Origin of the sequence: Agromyces sp. G08B096 (genome assembly GCF_040267705.1) — a bacterium.
Classification (GTDB): domain Bacteria; phylum Actinomycetota; class Actinomycetes; order Actinomycetales; family Microbacteriaceae; genus Agromyces.
The window spans coordinates 2,833,905-2,850,053 of record NZ_CP158374.1; the positions used below are offsets into that span (position 1 = coordinate 2,833,905).

Consider the following 16,149-nt stretch of genomic DNA (forward strand, 5'->3'; position numbering starts at 1 on the left):
GATTCCTACGCCCGCGGCGCGTTCGCCAGCCTCTCAGAAACAAATGGCCGGACGAATCCCTACGCCACCCCCAATACGGGGACTTTCGGCGTGCACCGACGTCGATCTCTTCCGAACATCGGGGCAGGCCCGCAGGAACCGACGTCTAGACCGGAGCAGCCGGGCGGCACATTGTCGAGATCGGGCGACAGTTCACGGAACTCGTTGAGCGATTCTTTGCTTCTGCGATGAGCCCTAGCCAGCTCTTGTGAACGCCTCTATGCCGGGAGTATAAAACGATATATCGTTGATATATCGTCGAACGGAGCGGGCGGCCGGTCTAGGGAGGTCATCATGAGCGAGCCATCCATGGGTAGCCGCTTCGGCAGCAGCTCGAGCAACTGGGGCCAAGGCATGGGCCCCGGCCCCAACATATGGGGGGTCATGGACCAACTCCGCGCCTTCTTCGGCCAGAAACCCGCCCCGCGCATGGCTCGCGGCGACGTCCGCGCCGCGGTCCTCGCCCTCCTCGCCGAGCGCCCGATGCACGGGTACCAGATCATCACCGAGATCGCCGAGCGCAGCGGCGGCACGTGGAAGCCGAGCGCCGGCTCGGTCTACCCGACCCTGCAACTGCTCGCCGATGAGGGACTGATCAGCGCCGAGGAGTCGCAGGGCCGCAAGACGTATTCGCTCACCGAAGCGGGACGCGTCGAGGCCGAGGCATCCGCTGGCCGGCAAGCACCATGGCAGAGCCCGCGTGAGCAGCAGAGTATGGGCGCCCTGCCGAAGGCGGGCATCGAGCTCGCGCAGGCGGCGGTGCAGGTGCAGCGCACCGGCACGCCCGAGCAGGTGAAGCAGGCGGTCGAGGTGCTCGACGAGGCGCGCCGCCGGCTCTACTCGATCCTCGCGCAAGACTCGGCGCAGGGCTGAGCGAGTCCAGGGCTGACCGGGTGACCTCGACACGTCGGCATCCAGCAGGCAGGATGCCCGATGTGGGGAACACGCGCGCTCGCTACCGGCGCATCCTGCGCTTCGCCGCGCGGCACATCGTGCAGACGTGGTGGTTCGAGCTGGCCCTCCCCCGGCTCGGCCTCGCGAAGCTCGCGGCCCGCAGCCGCACGGCGCGGCTGACGCGCATCGCGCAGCGCTTCCACGTGCTCGCCGTCGACCTCGGCGGGCTCATGATCAAGGTCGGCCAGTACCTCTCGTCGCGGCTCGACGTGCTGCCGCCCGAGATTACGAAAGAGCTCGCCGGACTCCAAGACGAAGTCCCGCCCGTGCCGTTCGACGCGATCCGCCGCCTCGCCGAGGCCGAGCTCGGCCTGCCGCTCGAACGCGCGTACACGTGGTTCGACGAGACGCCGCTCGCCGCGGCATCCCTCGGTCAGGCGCATCGCGCCCGCCTCTCACCGATGGATGCCGCCGACACCGGACTCGATGACGCGGTCGTGAAGATCCAGCGGCCCGGCATCGAGACCATCGTCGATGTCGACCTCGCGGCGCTCCGCCGCGTCGCCGGATGGCTCAGCCGCGTGCGCTTCATCGCGAGCCGGGTCGACCTGCCCGCGCTCGTCGAGGAGTTCGCCGCCACCAGCCTCGAAGAGATCGACTACCTGCACGAGGCGGGCAACGCCGAACGCTTCGCCGAGAACTTCGCCCACGACCCCCGTGTCGCCGCCCCCGAAGTCGTCTGGGAACGCACCACGCGCCGCGTGCTCACCCTCGCCGACGTGACCGCCATCAAGATCAACGACCGCGACGCCCTGATCGCCGCCGGCATCGACCCGAAAGAGGTCGCGAACCGGTTCGCGTCCGTCATGTTCGATCAGCTGTTCCGCGACGGCTTCTTCCACGCCGACCCGCACCCCGGCAATATCTTCGTGACACCGGTCGAACCGGTGACGGATGCCTCCGCCCCCGACTGGCGGCTCACCTTCATCGATTTCGGCATGATGGGCGAGGTCTCCGACGACCTGCGTCGCGGCCTGCAGCAGCTGATCCTCGCGGTCGCCGCGCGCGACGGGAAACGCCTCGTCGACAGCATCCGCGGCGTCGGCATCCTGCTGCCCTCGGCCGACACCGCCGAACTCGAACGCGCCATGTCCGAACTGTTCGCCCGCTTCGGCGGGATGGGCCTCGCCGAGCTCCAGCGCGTCGACCAGCGCGAGCTCCGCAGCTTCGCCATCGAGTTCGGCGAGGTGATGCGGGCGCTGCCGTTCCAGCTGCCCGAGAACTTCCTCCTCATCATCCGCGCAATGTCGCTGACGTCGGGCATGTGCAGCGCGCTCGACCCCGACTTCAACATGTGGGACGCCGTCGAACCCTACGCCGCAGGCCTCCTCCGCGACGAACGCGGCAACGTCGCCCAGGCGATCGGCCAGCAGGCCTGGTCGATCGCGACCACCGTCGCCCGCCTGCCGCAACGCCTCGACGCGCTCGCCGACCGCATCGAGGAGGGACGTCTCGTCGCGACCTCCCCACGCATCGAACAGCGGATGTCCCGCCTCGAACGCGCCGCGCAACGCATCGTGTCGGCCGTGCTGTTCGCGGGCCTCTTCCTCGGCGGCATCCTGCTGCGCCGCGACGAACCCGCGTGGGGCGTGACGCTCATCGTGGTGTCGGTCATCCCGCTGCTGCATGCGGTGTTCGGCGGCTTGATCGGGCGGCGGCGGAAGTAGCCGCGCGGGCGGCTCGCACGACGCAGCTCCGACGACGCAACGCATCCGGCGCGCCTCGTGCGACGCAACTCGTCCGGCACAGCTGTCGAGTGCGGCGGGACTCCGTCGTGCCGCTCGGGGACGGAACGAACGATGGCCGGCAGTACCGTGATCCAGAGCTCGGCGTCCCCTCCTCCACAGCCGATCGTTCCCACGAGTTTTGCACAGAAAACACCCTGGTCAAGAGTGATTTTCGGCGGGGGCGATGTCGGTGGGTCGGTGCAAGATCGAAGTATGGAACAGGTCGCAGCGACGCTCGCCCCGGTCGGGCGGGGCACGCCACCCGCGGAGGTGGCGGCGTCGGCGTTGCGGCTGCGAGGCGTGGAACCTGCAGCAGCACCGACCGGCTCCCCACGCGCGGTGCAAGCACTCGAGCGCGATGTCGCCGCGCTGCATGCAGCCTGGTCTGGGGCGATGCCGGCGTGGGGCGCCCTCACCGGGTCCGCGCAGGTCGAGGTCGAGCAGATGAGCGATCCCGGCCTGATGGAGGTCGTCGACGCGCTGGCACGGGTGCGGCGCGATGCCGATGCGCTGTTCGCAAGAGTCGCGGCGGAAGTGGCGAAGCGATCCGGCCCCGAGTTCGGCGATGTCGGGTTCGCCAAGGCGCAGGGCTTCCACAACCCGTCGCGGCTCATCGCAGCGGCCACCGGGGCATCCCGCGCCGACGCGATGCGGCTGATCGCCGTCGGCACGGCGACCGCCGCGCGCCAGACCTTCTCGGGCGAGCATCTTCCGTCGCGGCATCCGCATGTCGCGGCGGCCGTCGAGGCGGCCTCGATCGGCATGGAGGCGGCATCCGTCATCATCGCCATGCTCGATCGTGCGTCGGTGCGCGCCGAGCCCCGGCGCGTCGAGATCGTCGAAGCCGCGCTCGTCGAGTTGGCGTCCCGAGTGCCGCTCGAGACGCTCACGCGCGGAGTGCGGGAGGCCGAGGCGCGACTCGATCCCGACGGCATCGAGCCCCGTGAAGACGCGCTGCGCGGCGAGCGGTCGCTCACGATGCGCGAAGACGGCCGAGGCATGATGCACCTGCACGCGCGCCTCGATCCCGAGAGCGCCGCGCCGGTGAAGGCGGCCATCGAGGCGCTCGTGAGCGATGTGCTGCGGCGGCGCGACCCCGGTGACGACGGCGGCTCCCCCGTCGTCGAAGACCGGCGATCGGTCCCGCAGATCCAGGCCGACGCGTTGGCAGCGCTCGCCCGCCACACGCTGGGCTGCGCCCAGACGCTCACGCCGCTCGCCAAGACGACGGTCGTCGTCCGTGTCGACCTCGACTCGCTCGTGAGCGGTCTCGGTGGCGCGAGCATCGACGGACTCGACCAGCCCGTCTCCGCCGCCACCGCTCGGCGGATGGCCGCAGACGCCGAACTCATCCCGGCCGTGCTCGGCGGTGAGAGCCTCCCCCTCGACCTCGGCCGGTCCGCGCGACTGTTCACCCGGGCCCAGCGTCTCGCTCTCGGCGAGCGCGACGGCGGATGCGCGTCCTGCGGCCAGAACATCGCCTACGTCGAGGCCCACCACATCGATTGGTGGCAGCGCGATTCCGGACCGACCGACCTCGCCAACGGCGTCCTCCTCTGCAGCTTCTGCCATCACACGGTCCATCGCGAAGGATGGCGCATCCACGCGAGCCCGAGCGAGGTGTGGTTCATCCCACCACCGCACGTCGATCCCACGCAGGTTCCGCGGCTCGGCGGCCGAGCGCGCTTCGCGCTGCCGCGAGGGCTCGCGGCGTGAGAACGCCGGCGTGCGTGTGCGGGGTGAGGACGTCGGGCGTGCCGGGCTCGGCGCCACCCGCTGGCAGGGCCGGCATGAGTAGGTGAGTACGCGGCGGCAGGCGCGCGCCGCGTACGGACACTCGGCATGAGCGCGCGCGGCATCAGCGTGCCCGCATCAGCGCGCGCGACGGTAGCCACATCGCGTCCGCGGCCGATACGCTGCGGACATGCGCAACGACCGAGCGAACTGGTGGCGGCTGCAGTAGCAGCCGAAGATGCGCATGTTCGCGGGCTGCACGGGCAGCTCGCATCCGTCGAGCCATCAGCCGTGCGGCCCCTCACCGAAGGGACGGCACCATGGAATCGTCCGAGGCCACGCTGCCGATGACCGAGCGACCGCTCGATGAGCAGGTCGCCGGCGAGCTGCTCACGCTGCAACGCGCCGCCTACGCCACCGAAGCGCAGCTCTACCGCGACCCCAACCTCCCCGCCCTGACGCAGTCGCTCGACGACCTGCGGCGAGAGCTCCGCGGACCCGGCCTCGGACTCTGGCACGGGCCGCGCCTCGTCGGAGCCGTGCGGTGGACCGTCGACGGCGACGAAGCGCACATCGGACGGCTCACCGTCGCCCCCGACCTCCAGGGGCGCGGCATCGGCACCCGGCTGCTGCGCGCGGCCGAGCGCGCCAGCGGGGCATCCGTCTTCGAGCTCTTCACCGGCCACCTCAGTGTGGCCAACATCCGCCTCTACGAACGTGAGGGCTACGCGATCACCCGCCGCGAGCCGCTGCACGACGGCGTCGACCTCGTGTTCATGCGGAAACAGGCGAGCTGACCCACGCCCGACCGGCCGGCCCGGTCGAGGTCGGGCGGGTCGGGCGGACGCGGCTCATCCGCCCGGGTGTCCCGCGCCCGCGGGGGCATCCTGCTGCCGCTCGATGCCGTCGAGGATGACCGCCAGGCCGAACTCGTACGCCCGGCGCGCGTCGTGCGCCGCGTTCGCGGCGGCGCCGGCCGCGCTGCCGATGCGGCTGGCGAGCGGAAACCGGCCCTCGAGGTCGAGGGACGCGAGCACCGCGCCCTCGCGCGCCCACCACGCCTCCGGCGTCTCCTCGGCGCGCTCCGCCTCGGCGGCCGCCATCGAGCGGGCGCCCGCGCGCACGAAGTCGAGCACGAGCGTGAGCGCAGCATCCTTCGCCTCATCGCTCAGGGCGAGCGGTTCGACGGCGGCGAGCTCCCGCTCGTACTTCGCGAAGGTGCCAGGTCCCAGCACGGCGCGCTCGGATTCCAGGTGCGACAGCCACGGATGCCTCCGCAGCAGCGCCAGGTTGTCCGCGGCGACCTGGGTGAGCCGGTCACGCCAGGAGCCGGAGGCGTCGGTGTCGGTGTCGGCGTCGGTGAACGCCATGCTCGCGCGGCAGCGGTCGACCATGAGTTCGAGCAGCTGCTCTTTCGTGGCGACGTAGGAGTAGAGCGTCATGGTGCCCGCGCCGAGCTCGTCGGCGACCGCGCGGAGCGGGAAGTCGGGCGTGCCGAGGCGGTCGGCGACGGCGATGCCGGCGTGGACGACGGCGTCGAGCGTCAGTTTCCGCGGCCGGCCGGCCCTCGGTTCGCTCGGCAGCTCAGCACGCCAGAGCAGCCGGACGATCTCGGAATCGGGTGTTGCCATGTATTTCAGTATGCTGTACGTTATCATTCTCGTACAACATACGGAAAGGTGCTCCATGACTCACGCCATCACCGCGACCGCGATCTCTCTGAACGTCCCGGACCCGACCGCGTCCCGCGACTTCCTGGTCGAGCACTTCGGCTTCGAGGTCGAGATGGAGCACGACGGCATTGTGTCGCTGCGTCGAGCCGACGTCGGCTGCAACGTGATCTTCCTGCGCACCGGGCTCACGACCTTCAAGCCCGCCCGCCGCGCGGGCAGCGCCGGCGACGGCCTACTCCTCGCCTTCGTCACCGACGACCTCGACGCCTGGCACGCCGAGCTCGTCGAGCATGGCATCACCGTGGTCACCGCTCCCGAGACCGAGCCGTGGGGCGAACGCTATAGCCAGTACGAAGACCCGAACGGCCTCATCGTGCAGCTCGTGCAGTGGGTGTGAGCTGAGCTGGATGCCCCGGCGCTCGGTCACACGGGCGCGGGGCATCCGGTCTCTCTTGATGTCGCGGGCCGATCGGCCCGCCGGAAGGGACCACCGTGAACTCCGCCGCACACGCAGTCGAAGACCTCGCCCCCGACGCGACCCGCCCGCTCGACGGCCGGGTCGTGCTCGTGACCGGAGCCTCATCGGGCATCGGCCGGGCGACCGCACTGGCACTTTCGGCCGCGGGTGCGCGCGTCGCGATCGCCGCCCGCCGCACCGACCGCCTCGCCGAGCTCGCCGGGGCGGCGCCTGGCGAGGTCCACACGCTGGAGCTCGACGTCACCGACGCCGCGTCGGTGCAACGCGCGGTGAGCGAGACGGTCGGCCGGTTCGGCCGGCTCGACGCGCTCGTGAACAACGCCGGTCTGATGCAGAGCGGCCTCATCCTCGACGCGGACGTCCGTGAGTGGCAGCGGATGGTCGAGACGAATCTGCTCGGCTCGATGTACGCCGTGCACGCGGCGCTGCCGCACCTGCTCGCGACGAAGGGCGCGATCGTGCAGGTCTCCTCGACCGCGGCACGGTCGGCGTCCCTCGGCAGCGGCGTCTACGCCGCGACGAAGTTCGGCATCAGCGCGTTCGCGGAATCGCTGCGTCAGGAGGTGACCACTCGGGGCGTCCGGGTGATCGTCATCCAGCCCGGGTTCGTCGAGACCGAGCTGACGAGCCACATCACCGACCCGACCATGCAGGCGGCGGCGGCCGAGATCGCGTCGTCGATGCGGACGCTCCAGCCCGACGACATCGCGACCGCCATCGTCTACGCGCTCACGCAGCCCGAGCACGTCTCGATCAACGAGCTGCTCGTGCGCCCCACCGATCAGGTGCGCTGACCCGGGGGCGTCGGAGCGCCGGGGGGCGGAGGTGCCGGAGCCGGCGCTCAGTCGGCATCCTGCGGCCGGACGAGCGGCAGCCCGAGCGCTGCGGCGAGCGCGTCGGCGAGGTACACGGCCGGGTCGCTGCAGGGCCCGGTCGTCCGTCCGCCTGGCGTCGTCGGCGCCCCGGGCGGGCACTCGCCCGACTTGATGTCGCTGTTCGCCATGACGACGAGCGTCGTGCCGCTCTCGGGGTGATGCTGCACCACGGTGTTGTAGCCGGGCAGCTCCCCCGTGTGCCCGTACCAGCCGAGCGCCAGCCCGAGCCCGAGCCCGTACGCACGCGCCGGGCTCTGCGGGGCATCCGTCGTCTCGTCGACGTACACGGGCACGTCGAAGTCGAAGGAGTTGAGCCGCTGCTCCTGCCATTCGGGTGAGAGCAACCCCTCGCCGGTGACGAGCGCCTCGCCCCACATCAGCAGATCCTCGAGGTCGGAGATCATCGCGCCCGCCGACCACCCCCACGACGGGTTCCAGTCGGTCGCCTCGACGGGTGTGCCGTCGTCGGAGCCCTGCGTCGTGTACCCGTGTGCGTGCGGGTCGGGGAACGAGGCATCCGTCGGGAACTCGGTGGCCGAAAGCCGCAGCGGCTCGATGATCTGCTCGTTCATCACGTCCAGGATGGGCTCGCCCGTGACCTGCTCGATCACCATGCCGAGGAGCACCGTGTTCGTGTTCGAGTAGAAGGTCTTCGCGCCGGGCGCGAACATCGGCTCGGTGCCCTTCACGAGGTCGACGAGCGCCTGCGGCGTCCACACGTAGTCGGGGTCGGTGAACAGCGTCGTCTGGAACGACTCGTCGAACGTGTAGGACGGGATGCCGCTGCGCATGGCGGCGAGGTCGTACAGGGTCGCCCCGCCGTTCGGAAGTCCCGGGACATACTGCTCGACCGGATCGTCGAGCGACAGCTCGCCGCGCTCGGCCAGCTGGAGCAGCGCTGTGACGGTGAAGGTCTTCGTGACGCTGCCGATGCGCTGGTGCACATCCGCGCTCATCGGGGTGGTGGCATCCCAGTCCTCGAACCCGATCGTCGCCACCCAGGTGCCCTCGGGCGCGCGGATCGCGAGGACCGCACCCGGCGTGCTCACGCCCTCGAACGCCTCGGTCGCGGCGGCGTTCAGCTGCTCGGTGGTCTCCGCGCCGAGGCCGTCTTCGACGACGGTGAGCGCGCCATCGGGTCGCGAATCACCGGGTGCGGATGTCTCAGGCGACGAGGCCTCCCCGCCGGGGCCGCACGCCGTGAGCGCCGTGAGCGCCGCGAGCAGGACGACCCCGCCGGTGAGGACGCGGAATCGGGTTCGAGCGATGGTGCGCGGCATGGCCTGCCCCCTCTGTTCGGCCATCCGGCGCGACTGGCTCCAGGCGAGTCTGCGCTGCGGCTGACCTCACTCTAGGGGCGCCAGGGGACCTCGGATAGGCCGTGTTCGGGTCACGACCCCCTGCACATCACCCCTGGTCGCTGACGTCCGTCGAGCGTAGGGTCGCCCGCATGGCCATCAACCGACTCGACAACGTCGGCATCGTCGTCGACGACCTCGACGCCGCGATCGGGTTCTTCCAGGAACTCGGCATGGAGCTCGAGGGGACCGCAGACATCGAGGGCAGCTGGGCCGACCAGAGCGTCGGCCTCGACGGCATCCGGTGTGAGATCGCGATGCTGCGCACGCCCGACGGGCAGGGCCGGCTCGAACTCTGCCGGTACCGCCACCCAGAGGCATCCCCGTTCTCACCGCCCGACCCGCCGCACAACATCGTCGGCATGCACCGCGTGATGTTCGAGGTCGACGACCTCGTCGACACCGTCGAGCGGCTTCGACCGCACGGCGGCGCCTTGCTCCGCGAGATCGCGAACTACCAGGACGTCTACCGCCTCTGCTACCTCCGCGGGCCATCGGGCATCATCGTCGGCCTCGCGGAGAAGATCGGCTGATCAGTCCACGAGCGCTCCGGCGGAGAGGTTCGCGATGGCGCCGGTCATCGAGCCGGCGCGATCGGATGCCGCGAAGGCGAGGTACTCCGCGGTCTCGTCGAGCACGGGGAGCCGCCCGAGGAGCGTCATGCCGGCCAGGCCCGCGAACCATTCATCCATCGGTGTGCCGCTGGCGGCGGCCGTTCGGGCGAACATCTCGCGCGTGTACGACGTCGGGAGTGCGTCCGACATCGCATGCGGGCGGACGCAGACGACGCGGATGCCGGCCGGCCCGAGTTCGCCGGCAAGTGCCCGTGAGAACCCCTCGAGGCCGGCGGACTGGGCGGCGTTGCCGAGGAGACCGAGCCCGGTGAGCCGTGCCCCGGGCGTCGAAACCGTGAGGATCACGCCGCTGCCCTGCGCGATCATGTGCCGCGACGCGGCCTTCGCGGTCACGAAGTTGGTCCGCAGGTAGCCGTCGATCGGGTGCAGGTACTCCTCGACCGACGTCTCCGCGATCGACCGGCCCTGCACGTGGTCGAAGCCGACCGTGTTCAGTGCGATGTCGACGCGGCCCGTGGCATCCGCGATGCCGTCGACGTGCCGGTCGACCGCGTCCTGGTCCATCGCGTCGACGACCGCGATCGAGACGTCCGCGCCCTCCGCTCGCGCGGCCGCGGCCGCCGCCTCGAGCCGTGGAAGGCTCCGGCCCGCGAGGTACAGCCGCGCACCCTCTCGCGCGAACACGCGCGCCGCCGCGGCTCCGATCGATCCGCCGCCGCCGTGGATCACGGCCACCTTGTCTTCCAGCAGCATCGCGCCGCCTCCGTTCTCATTGTGTGCTCGGTTCTGACGTGCAATCCGATAGTTGCATGTCTGAGTTCGTGAGGCAACCCGCGAGTTGCATATCGCGCTCTCGACGCCGACGGCGGGATCGACGAGACTGCTCGACGACGGCACCTCGGAAGGACCGGACATGAAGCTCATCACCAACACCCAGATCACCGTCGACGGCGTGATGCAGGCGAACGGCGGCAACGATCCCGACCTCGACCCCGGCTTCACCCGCGGAGGCTGGGCGATGCCGCTCGGCGAGGAGGAGTCGGAGACCTACATCGCCGACTGCTACCTGCGAGCCGACGCCTTCCTCTTCGGCCGGCGCACCTACGACCTCTTCGCGCGGTACTGGGGCGGCGTGCGGAAGGACGACGTCGACGACCCGTTCGTGCGCTCGCTCAACTCGCGGCCGAAATTCGTGGCCTCGAACACCATCACCGAGCCGCAGTGGGCCGACACGACCGTGCTCGCCGGCGACGTGGAGTCCGCCATCCGCGAGCTCAAAGCCGGTCCTGGCGGTGAACTGCAGGTGCACGGCAGCGGGCAGCTGATCCGCTGGCTGCTCGACCGTGAGCTCGTCGACGAGCTCACGCTCATCGTCTTCCCCGTCATCGTCGGCGCGGGCACCCGCCTCTTCGCCGAGGAGGGCCGAGACCACGCCCTCGAGCTGATCGAGTCGCGCACCTTCCCGACGGGCATCGTCGCGCAGACGCATCGACCGACCGGGCGGCCCGAGTACGCGTAGCCCACCCCGCACGGGCAGCGATTCCGCGGCATCCCCGCCGGTCGCCGGGCACGTCTTGTCGCGGCCTGCGGTGAGCTGCCACGATGCCGGTACGACCCGCATGGGAGACCCGATGTCGACATCGATGTCCGGCCGATGCAGCAGCCGAGCCCGGGCGCCCTCGGTCACCGGGCCTGACGGCCGGGCCGCGGGCTACCTCGGCGCTTCTCTACTTCGGCGCGTACCGCGCGGAGATGATCCCGGATTCGAACGGCTCCACGCTCAGCAGGCGAAGCCCGACCGGGTGCGGCGCGCTCAGGCGCTTCTCGGAGTCGCCGACGATGAACGGGTGGATGCCGGCATGCACCTCGTCGACGAGGCCGGCGTCGACGAGCGTCGCCGCGAGCTGCCCGTAGCCGTGGGAGATGAGCGAGCCGTACCGGCCCTTCAGCTCCCGAACCGTCTCGGCGACATCGCCCTCGATGAGCGTGCAGTTCCAGTCGAGCGGGCCGGTCAGCGTCGTCGACGCCACGTATTTCGGCAGCGCGTTGTAGTGGTCGGCGAAGCCGCGTTCGTCGGTCTGCGCGGGCCAGTACTCGCGGAAGAACTCGTAGCTCTCGCGTCCGAGCAGCACCGCGTCGGCCCCGAACACGAGTTCGTCGGAGTGGCGCACCAGGTCGGGATCTTCGACGTCGAACCAGTCCTCCATCCGGTCGAAGACCCCGTCGAGCGACATTTCGAATGAGATCGTCACGGTTCCCATGCGGCCCAGCATGCTCCGATGCGGTTCGGATGTCACGGGCGGTGCGGACGACCGTCACCGCGGTGCGGCGGCGTCAGCTCACGTCGAGGGCTGGCGTTCGAACGCGAGCTTCACCGCGAAGCCGGCGAGCAGCGTGCCCGACAGCCACCGCTGCACGCGCATCGCGAGCGGCTTCGCGCGGAGGAAGCGGGCGAGGCTGCCGGCGCCCAGCACCACGAGCGCGTTGACGGAGAGTCCGACGACGATCTGCACCGCGCCGAGGATGAGGAACTGCGGCCACACCGGCTGCGCGGGATCGATGAACTGCGGCAACAAGGCGGCGTACAGGATGGCGATCTTCGGATTCAGCAGGTTGGTCACGAGGCCCATGCCGAAGAGCCGCCACGGCCGGACCGGCGCGACCTCCGACGAGTCGAACATCGACCGGCCGCCGGGGCGCAGCATCTGCCACGCCAGGTAGGCGAGGTACGCGGCGCCGGCGATCTTCACGACGAGGAACGCGGCGGGAACCGCGGCGAACAGCGCAGCCAGGCCGAACGCGGCGGCCGCGAGGTAGACGAGGAACCCGACGGCGGTGCCCGACAGCGCGACCATCCCGGCGCGGACGCCTTGCCCGATGGACCTCGACGCGAGGTGCACCATGTTGGGGCCCGGCGTGAGCGCCATCCCGAGTTCCACCAGCGCCACGCCCAGTACGGCGGCCCAACTCACCAGCATGCGTCTCCCATCCGTCGCCAGCCCACCCTATGGGGCGGGATGGCGCAGACGGATGCCTCGTGCTGCCGAGGGCCGGGGCCGGGGCCGGGATCTGGGCCGAGACGACGCGGCGCGCCGCCCGACCCGGTCGGGTCGAGCGGCGCGCTGCGGTGGATCGATGCCGATGCCGCTCAGAGGCTGCGGGCCTCGATGTTGCCGTACGAGGTGCTCGCCTGGATGGCGAGCTCCGCGTCGGCCCCCTTGGTGTTGGTGAGCGCGTTCTGGATGCGCCCGTAGGTCGCGCCCGCGTCGAGCGTGGCCGACACGCCCGGTGCGGTGACGACGGTGATGTCGCCCGCCTGGGTGCCGAGCACGAGCGAGCCGCGGACGGCCTCGTCGATGCGGATGTCGCCCTTCGCGATGCTGATCTCGGCGCCGCCGGTCAGGCGGCCGACGGTCACGTTGCCCGCCTGCAGGGTCACGCGCGCGCCGGCGGCCTCGTCGAGCTTCGTCTCGCTCTGCGCCGCTTCGACGGCGACCTGACCGAGGCGGCCGACGCCCCGGAAGTCGGTGGCGGCGCCCGTGGCCTGAACGTCTGACCCCGCGGGCAGCTGCACGGTCACCTCGATCGAGCCCGACGGCCCGAGGATCTGCACGCTCGTCGGCAGCTCGACGCGCAGGACGCCGTCGCGGTACTCGACGGTCGTCTGCTCGGCAGCCTTCACGTCGCGGTGCTTCGACGCGTCAGCCGGGCGCACCTCCACGACGGTGTCACCGCGGTCGGCGGCGATGAGCTGCACCCGGCCGGCGGGCATGTCGAGAACGGCGGTGATGGGGGCGGGGGTCGTGAACTGCTGGGTCATGGTGTGCTCCTGTGATCTCTGGATGTGCGGTTGTTTCCGATGTCCGTAACGCTACGTTGCATTGCTCAGTCTGGCAACATGATTGTTGCGTACCGAATCGAAATTCCCTGATCACTCTGCGGATATCGTTGCACCCAGGTGGAACGCAACGCAACATCACGGCTCGACGGCGTTGCAATGGATGACGGTGAAGGCGATACTTGACCCGTCGTAGGACCCGATCAGAGGAGACGCGCATGCCGGGAGGCCGGCTCACCCAGCAGGAACGTCAGCAGATCGCGCTCGGCCTCGCCGACGACCTCGCCTACGCCGAGATCGCGCGTCGCCTCGACCGCCCGACCTCGACCATCACGCGCGAGGTCATGCGCAACGGAGGTCCCGGCGCCTACCGGCCCGACCTCGCGCAGCGCGCGACCGAGCGCCGTGCGCAGCAGCGCCGCCGGACAGCGCCGCGCGACACCGGGCCGCGTCCCCAGGAGCACGGCCGCGACCCCGAGACGGTGCGCGAGTACGAGGAGACGTTCACGACCCTCTTCATGCAGTCGGGACTGCCGAGGATGGCTTCCGGTGTGCTCACGTGCCTGTACACGAGCGACGCGGGCAGCCTGACCGCCGGCGACCTCGCCGACCGGCTGCAGGTCAGCCCGGCCTCGATCTCGAAGGCGATCACCCTGCTCGAGAACCTGGGCCTCGTGATCCGCGAACGCGAGCCGGGCCGCCGGGAGCGCTACAGCGCCGACTCCGACGCCTGGTACCAGTCGGTGGTCGCCGCGGCGCGCTCGAACGCCGAGATGGCCGAGACGGCGCGTCGGGGTGTGCACGTGCTGGGCCGCGGCACCCCCGCGGCCGCGCGGCTGGAGAACATGGCCCGGTTCCTGGACTTCGTCGGAGAGAGCATCGCCCGCGCCGCGGAGCAGGCGCGCGACATCCTCGCCTCGCAGCCGGCCCGCGACTGACGCGTCGCGGGCTACCGGTACCACTCCTCGTCGATGCTCGCGAGGCGCGACGGTCGCGCCTCGCGTCCGAGCTCGAAGAAGCGCTGGAAGCTCAGCACGAGCGGCCGCCACCGCTCCGGGTCGATGCGGTTCGCGTGCTCGCGCGACCGGATCCGTTCGTGCACGTGCACGCGCACGACCTCGATCTCGACGGCGAGCACGTCGGCCTGCTGCGCATCGACCGCGCCGTTCATGGGGTGCACGGCGCCCACGCGTCCCTCGAGGTGCACGGGGAACTCCGCCACCCGCGGCGGTGCGACGAGCTCGGACGGCATCGGGTGCACCCCGCCCTCGCCGAACTTGTCGTGCACGTGCCGGTACCCGGCCGCCGCCTTCCGCGGCGACACCGGGTCTCGGCCGGTCGTGAGCGCCAGCCGGTCGACCGCGTCGACCTCGTCCGACGACGGCAGGTTGATCACGACCTCGCGCGTGGCGAGCAGGTTGCGCCCCGTCTGCGAGCGTGCGCCGACGCCGACGACCGCGGTGTGACCGAGCCACCAGATCGACGAGTTCGGCGCCAGATTGGGATGCCCCGACTCGTCGAGTGTGCTGAGCAGCGACACCGCCGAACCGAAGTAGAGGATCGCCGGGTCGATCGTCGTGTGGCTCCCGTCGTCCGCGCGGAAGCGCGGCGAGCGCGGTGAATGCGGTGAGCTCGGGGAGCCCGGGGAGAGCTCGGAGAGCGGGGTGCCGGTGTGCTGGGGAGTGATGCTCATGGCCTGCCTTCTGGTCGTCGACTTCGACGCTCGCATCCGGCGGCCGGGGCGGGCTGGCGCGAATCGGACCTCGCGTCGCCGTCGCCGCGCCCGGCTCAGCGGCCCAGCTGCACCCGCGGCTCGAGCCCGAGGAAGGCGCCGTATCGCGCGGCGGCCTCGTCGATGGCGTCCACTTCGCGCGCCCGGAGCTCGCGATACGGCTGCAGCGCGAAGGTCACCGCCTTCGCGGTGACGGTGCGCTTCATCGCGGCGACGAGCTGCCCGTCGACCAGGGCCATGCCGATCGCCGTCTCACGCCCGCGCGGCACGACGCCGTCGGCGTCGAGCACCCAGCGCGAGTCCTGGTAGCCGCGGTACATCTCGTCGAGCACCTGCAGCAGGTGCCCCGCGGGAGCGGCCGAGCCGGGAGCGCTGCCCGGTGCGTGGAAGTACGTCCGCCCGTCGTGCTCGAACGACGCGAGCCGGTCGCCGGCCGCCCCGATGCCCCGTCGCACGTCGGTGACGGTCAGCGTCGCCCAGTACGCGAGGTCGCGGGCGGTCGCCGGCCCGTGCGAGGTGAAGTACCGCACCGCGAGTTCGGCGAGTGCCTCATCGCGCTCGAGCCGCCGAGGCGAGGGCACCCGGTCGGCGAGTCGGGCGTAGGTGTGCTCGCCGTCGCGCGGCGCCCCGCTGCAGACGAGGTTCTGCACCTCGAGCCGGCCGAGCAGCAGCATGAGCTGGTGGCCGGTGAGCTCCTCGCCCTGGTCGGCGAGCATCTCGGCGACCTCGACCCGGGTGCGGTCGGGAGACTCGGCGAGGAGGGTCAGGATGCGGTCGCTTGCACGCTCGACCCGCGCATCGCCCAGCGGCTGCAACTGCTGCGTGAAGATCGGCATGACCCGCGGCGAGGTGAGTTCCTGCAGCCACACGGCGTCGTCGGCGAGCACGTAGTGCCATGTCGAGCGCAGCACGTGGAGGCGCAGCACGCGGGCCTCGGCGAGGGCGCGGTCGAGGTCGTCGGGACTCGGCGCCGCGGTGCGCGTCGCGACCGCCCACGCCGATTGCGACGGATTCTCGGCCTGCACGGCGAGCAGACCGCCCACGACCTGCTCGGCGCCGCGCACGGGCGCCGCGAGGAACTGCGAGTGGAGCCGCCAGCGTGCGAGATCGCGGTCGGTGATCATTCCAGCAGCGTAGTGTCGGCCGCCCACCGCGGCCCCGGGTGG

The 16,149-nt window shown here is 71.0% G+C and carries 17 protein-coding genes; 9 read left to right on the forward strand and 8 right to left on the reverse strand.

Annotation, left to right across the window (positions count from 1 at the left end):
* The first annotated feature begins 393 nt into the window (after positions 1-393).
* The 4 genes from ABIQ69_RS13560 (at position 394) to ABIQ69_RS13575 (ending at position 5,251) form a co-directional block, all read left to right on the forward strand.
* On the forward strand, positions 394-912 hold the full coding sequence (locus tag ABIQ69_RS13560; RefSeq protein ID WP_350350023.1) for a PadR family transcriptional regulator: 519 nt from the start codon (positions 394-396) through the stop codon (positions 910-912).
* Positions 913-965: 53 nt separating this feature from the next.
* On the forward strand, positions 966-2,660 hold the full coding sequence (locus tag ABIQ69_RS13565) for an AarF/UbiB family protein (protein WP_350347653.1): 1,695 nt from the start codon (positions 966-968) through the stop codon (positions 2,658-2,660).
* A 132-nt stretch (positions 2,661-2,792) separates the two neighbouring features.
* Positions 2,793-4,436 (forward strand): DUF222 domain-containing protein, encoded by a 1,644-nt coding sequence (locus tag ABIQ69_RS13570; protein ID WP_350347654.1) that lies wholly within the window; start codon positions 2,793-2,795, stop codon positions 4,434-4,436.
* Between the two features lie 338 nt (positions 4,437-4,774).
* Entirely contained in the window at positions 4,775-5,251 is a 477-nt protein-coding gene (locus ABIQ69_RS13575; RefSeq protein WP_350347655.1) for a GNAT family N-acetyltransferase, read from the forward strand.
* Positions 5,252-5,305: 54 nt separating this feature from the next.
* Here ABIQ69_RS13575 and ABIQ69_RS13580 read toward each other — a convergent pair whose 3' ends face one another.
* Positions 5,306-6,085 carry a TetR/AcrR family transcriptional regulator gene (locus ABIQ69_RS13580; RefSeq protein WP_350347656.1) on the reverse strand — a complete coding sequence of 260 codons (780 nt, stop codon included), beginning with the start codon at positions 6,083-6,085 and terminating at the stop codon, positions 5,306-5,308.
* Between the two features lie 55 nt (positions 6,086-6,140).
* Between ABIQ69_RS13580 and ABIQ69_RS13585 the strand changes: the two genes are divergently transcribed.
* The gene (locus tag ABIQ69_RS13585; RefSeq protein ID WP_350347657.1) at positions 6,141-6,524 is read left to right on the forward strand and encodes a VOC family protein; all 384 of its coding nucleotides are present in this window, start codon (positions 6,141-6,143) and stop codon (positions 6,522-6,524) included.
* A gap of 95 nt (positions 6,525-6,619) precedes the next feature.
* Positions 6,620-7,399, forward strand: a complete 780-nt coding sequence (locus ABIQ69_RS13590) for an SDR family NAD(P)-dependent oxidoreductase (protein WP_350347658.1) — start codon at positions 6,620-6,622, stop codon at positions 7,397-7,399.
* A 47-nt stretch (positions 7,400-7,446) separates the two neighbouring features.
* Here the strand turns inward: ABIQ69_RS13590 and ABIQ69_RS13595 are convergent, their stop codons facing one another.
* Positions 7,447-8,760 carry a serine hydrolase domain-containing protein gene (locus ABIQ69_RS13595; RefSeq protein ID WP_350347659.1) on the reverse strand — a complete coding sequence of 438 codons (1,314 nt, stop codon included), beginning with the start codon at positions 8,758-8,760 and terminating at the stop codon, positions 7,447-7,449.
* Positions 8,761-8,930: 170 nt separating this feature from the next.
* Between ABIQ69_RS13595 and ABIQ69_RS13600 the strand changes: the two genes are divergently transcribed.
* Entirely contained in the window at positions 8,931-9,371 is a 441-nt protein-coding gene (locus ABIQ69_RS13600; protein WP_350347660.1) for a VOC family protein, read from the forward strand.
* On the opposite strand, the gene ABIQ69_RS13605 is transcribed toward ABIQ69_RS13600, so the two are convergent.
* Positions 9,372-10,337 carry an SDR family oxidoreductase gene (locus ABIQ69_RS13605; protein ID WP_350347661.1) on the reverse strand — a complete coding sequence of 322 codons (966 nt, stop codon included), beginning with the start codon at positions 10,335-10,337 and terminating at the stop codon, positions 9,372-9,374.
* Here ABIQ69_RS13605 and ABIQ69_RS13610 point away from each other — a divergent pair.
* Positions 10,327-10,932: a dihydrofolate reductase family protein gene (locus ABIQ69_RS13610; protein WP_350347662.1), complete on the forward strand. Its 606-nt coding sequence runs from the start codon at positions 10,327-10,329 to the stop codon at positions 10,930-10,932. The genes ABIQ69_RS13605 and ABIQ69_RS13610 overlap by 11 nt on opposite strands.
* Before the next feature lie 208 nt (positions 10,933-11,140).
* Here ABIQ69_RS13610 and ABIQ69_RS13615 read toward each other — a convergent pair whose 3' ends face one another.
* From ABIQ69_RS13615 to ABIQ69_RS13625, 3 genes are all read right to left on the reverse strand, one after another.
* Positions 11,141-11,674, reverse strand: coding sequence for a dihydrofolate reductase family protein (locus tag ABIQ69_RS13615; RefSeq protein WP_350347663.1), 534 nt, complete (start codon positions 11,672-11,674; stop codon positions 11,141-11,143).
* Positions 11,675-11,752: 78 nt separating this feature from the next.
* Positions 11,753-12,391 carry a LysE family translocator gene (locus tag ABIQ69_RS13620; protein ID WP_350347664.1) on the reverse strand — a complete coding sequence of 213 codons (639 nt, stop codon included), beginning with the start codon at positions 12,389-12,391 and terminating at the stop codon, positions 11,753-11,755.
* A 170-nt stretch (positions 12,392-12,561) separates the two neighbouring features.
* On the reverse strand, positions 12,562-13,233 hold the full coding sequence (locus tag ABIQ69_RS13625) for a DUF4097 family beta strand repeat-containing protein (protein WP_350347665.1): 672 nt from the start codon (positions 13,231-13,233) through the stop codon (positions 12,562-12,564).
* A gap of 236 nt (positions 13,234-13,469) precedes the next feature.
* Between ABIQ69_RS13625 and ABIQ69_RS13630 the strand changes: the two genes are divergently transcribed.
* The gene (locus ABIQ69_RS13630) at positions 13,470-14,189 is read left to right on the forward strand and encodes a helix-turn-helix domain-containing protein (protein ID WP_350347666.1); all 720 of its coding nucleotides are present in this window, start codon (positions 13,470-13,472) and stop codon (positions 14,187-14,189) included.
* An 11-nt stretch (positions 14,190-14,200) separates the two neighbouring features.
* Here the strand turns inward: ABIQ69_RS13630 and ABIQ69_RS13635 are convergent, their stop codons facing one another.
* Both ABIQ69_RS13635 and ABIQ69_RS13640 read right to left on the reverse strand, forming a co-directional pair.
* Positions 14,201-14,944, reverse strand: a complete 744-nt coding sequence (locus ABIQ69_RS13635) for a flavin reductase family protein (RefSeq protein ID WP_350347667.1) — start codon at positions 14,942-14,944, stop codon at positions 14,201-14,203.
* Positions 14,945-15,039: 95 nt separating this feature from the next.
* Positions 15,040-16,107, reverse strand: coding sequence for a winged helix DNA-binding domain-containing protein (locus ABIQ69_RS13640; protein ID WP_350347668.1), 1,068 nt, complete (start codon positions 16,105-16,107; stop codon positions 15,040-15,042).
* Between the last annotated feature and the right edge of the window lie 42 nt (positions 16,108-16,149).

What these genes read in the sequence shown, in the direction of transcription:
- ABIQ69_RS13640 (WP_350347668.1), bottom strand. Translation starts at nt 16,107, where the DNA reads ATGATCACCGACCGCGATCTCGCACGCTGGCGGCTCCACTCGCAGTTC.
- ABIQ69_RS13610 (WP_350347662.1), top strand. Translation starts at nt 10,327, where the DNA reads ATGAAGCTCATCACCAACACCCAGATCACCGTCGACGGCGTGATGCAG.
- ABIQ69_RS13615 (WP_350347663.1), bottom strand. Translation starts at nt 11,674, where the DNA reads ATGGGAACCGTGACGATCTCATTCGAAATGTCGCTCGACGGGGTCTTC.
- ABIQ69_RS13580 (WP_350347656.1), bottom strand. Translation starts at nt 6,085, where the DNA reads ATGGCAACACCCGATTCCGAGATCGTCCGGCTGCTCTGGCGTGCTGAG.
- ABIQ69_RS13600 (WP_350347660.1), top strand. Translation starts at nt 8,931, where the DNA reads ATGGCCATCAACCGACTCGACAACGTCGGCATCGTCGTCGACGACCTC.
- ABIQ69_RS13630 (WP_350347666.1), top strand. Translation starts at nt 13,470, where the DNA reads ATGCCGGGAGGCCGGCTCACCCAGCAGGAACGTCAGCAGATCGCGCTC.
- ABIQ69_RS13635 (WP_350347667.1), bottom strand. Translation starts at nt 14,944, where the DNA reads ATGAGCATCACTCCCCAGCACACCGGCACCCCGCTCTCCGAGCTCTCC.
- ABIQ69_RS13585 (WP_350347657.1), top strand. Translation starts at nt 6,141, where the DNA reads ATGACTCACGCCATCACCGCGACCGCGATCTCTCTGAACGTCCCGGAC.
- ABIQ69_RS13575 (WP_350347655.1), top strand. Translation starts at nt 4,775, where the DNA reads ATGGAATCGTCCGAGGCCACGCTGCCGATGACCGAGCGACCGCTCGAT.
- ABIQ69_RS13605 (WP_350347661.1), bottom strand. Translation starts at nt 10,337, where the DNA reads ATGAGCTTCATGTCCGGTCCTTCCGAGGTGCCGTCGTCGAGCAGTCTC.
- ABIQ69_RS13595 (WP_350347659.1), bottom strand. Translation starts at nt 8,760, where the DNA reads ATGCCGCGCACCATCGCTCGAACCCGATTCCGCGTCCTCACCGGCGGG.
- ABIQ69_RS13565 (WP_350347653.1), top strand. Translation starts at nt 966, where the DNA reads ATGCCCGATGTGGGGAACACGCGCGCTCGCTACCGGCGCATCCTGCGC.
- ABIQ69_RS13620 (WP_350347664.1), bottom strand. Translation starts at nt 12,391, where the DNA reads ATGCTGGTGAGTTGGGCCGCCGTACTGGGCGTGGCGCTGGTGGAACTC.
- ABIQ69_RS13560 (WP_350350023.1), top strand. Translation starts at nt 394, where the DNA reads ATGGGCCCCGGCCCCAACATATGGGGGGTCATGGACCAACTCCGCGCC.
- ABIQ69_RS13625 (WP_350347665.1), bottom strand. Translation starts at nt 13,233, where the DNA reads ATGACCCAGCAGTTCACGACCCCCGCCCCCATCACCGCCGTTCTCGAC.
- ABIQ69_RS13570 (WP_350347654.1), top strand. Translation starts at nt 2,793, where the DNA reads ATGGCCGGCAGTACCGTGATCCAGAGCTCGGCGTCCCCTCCTCCACAG.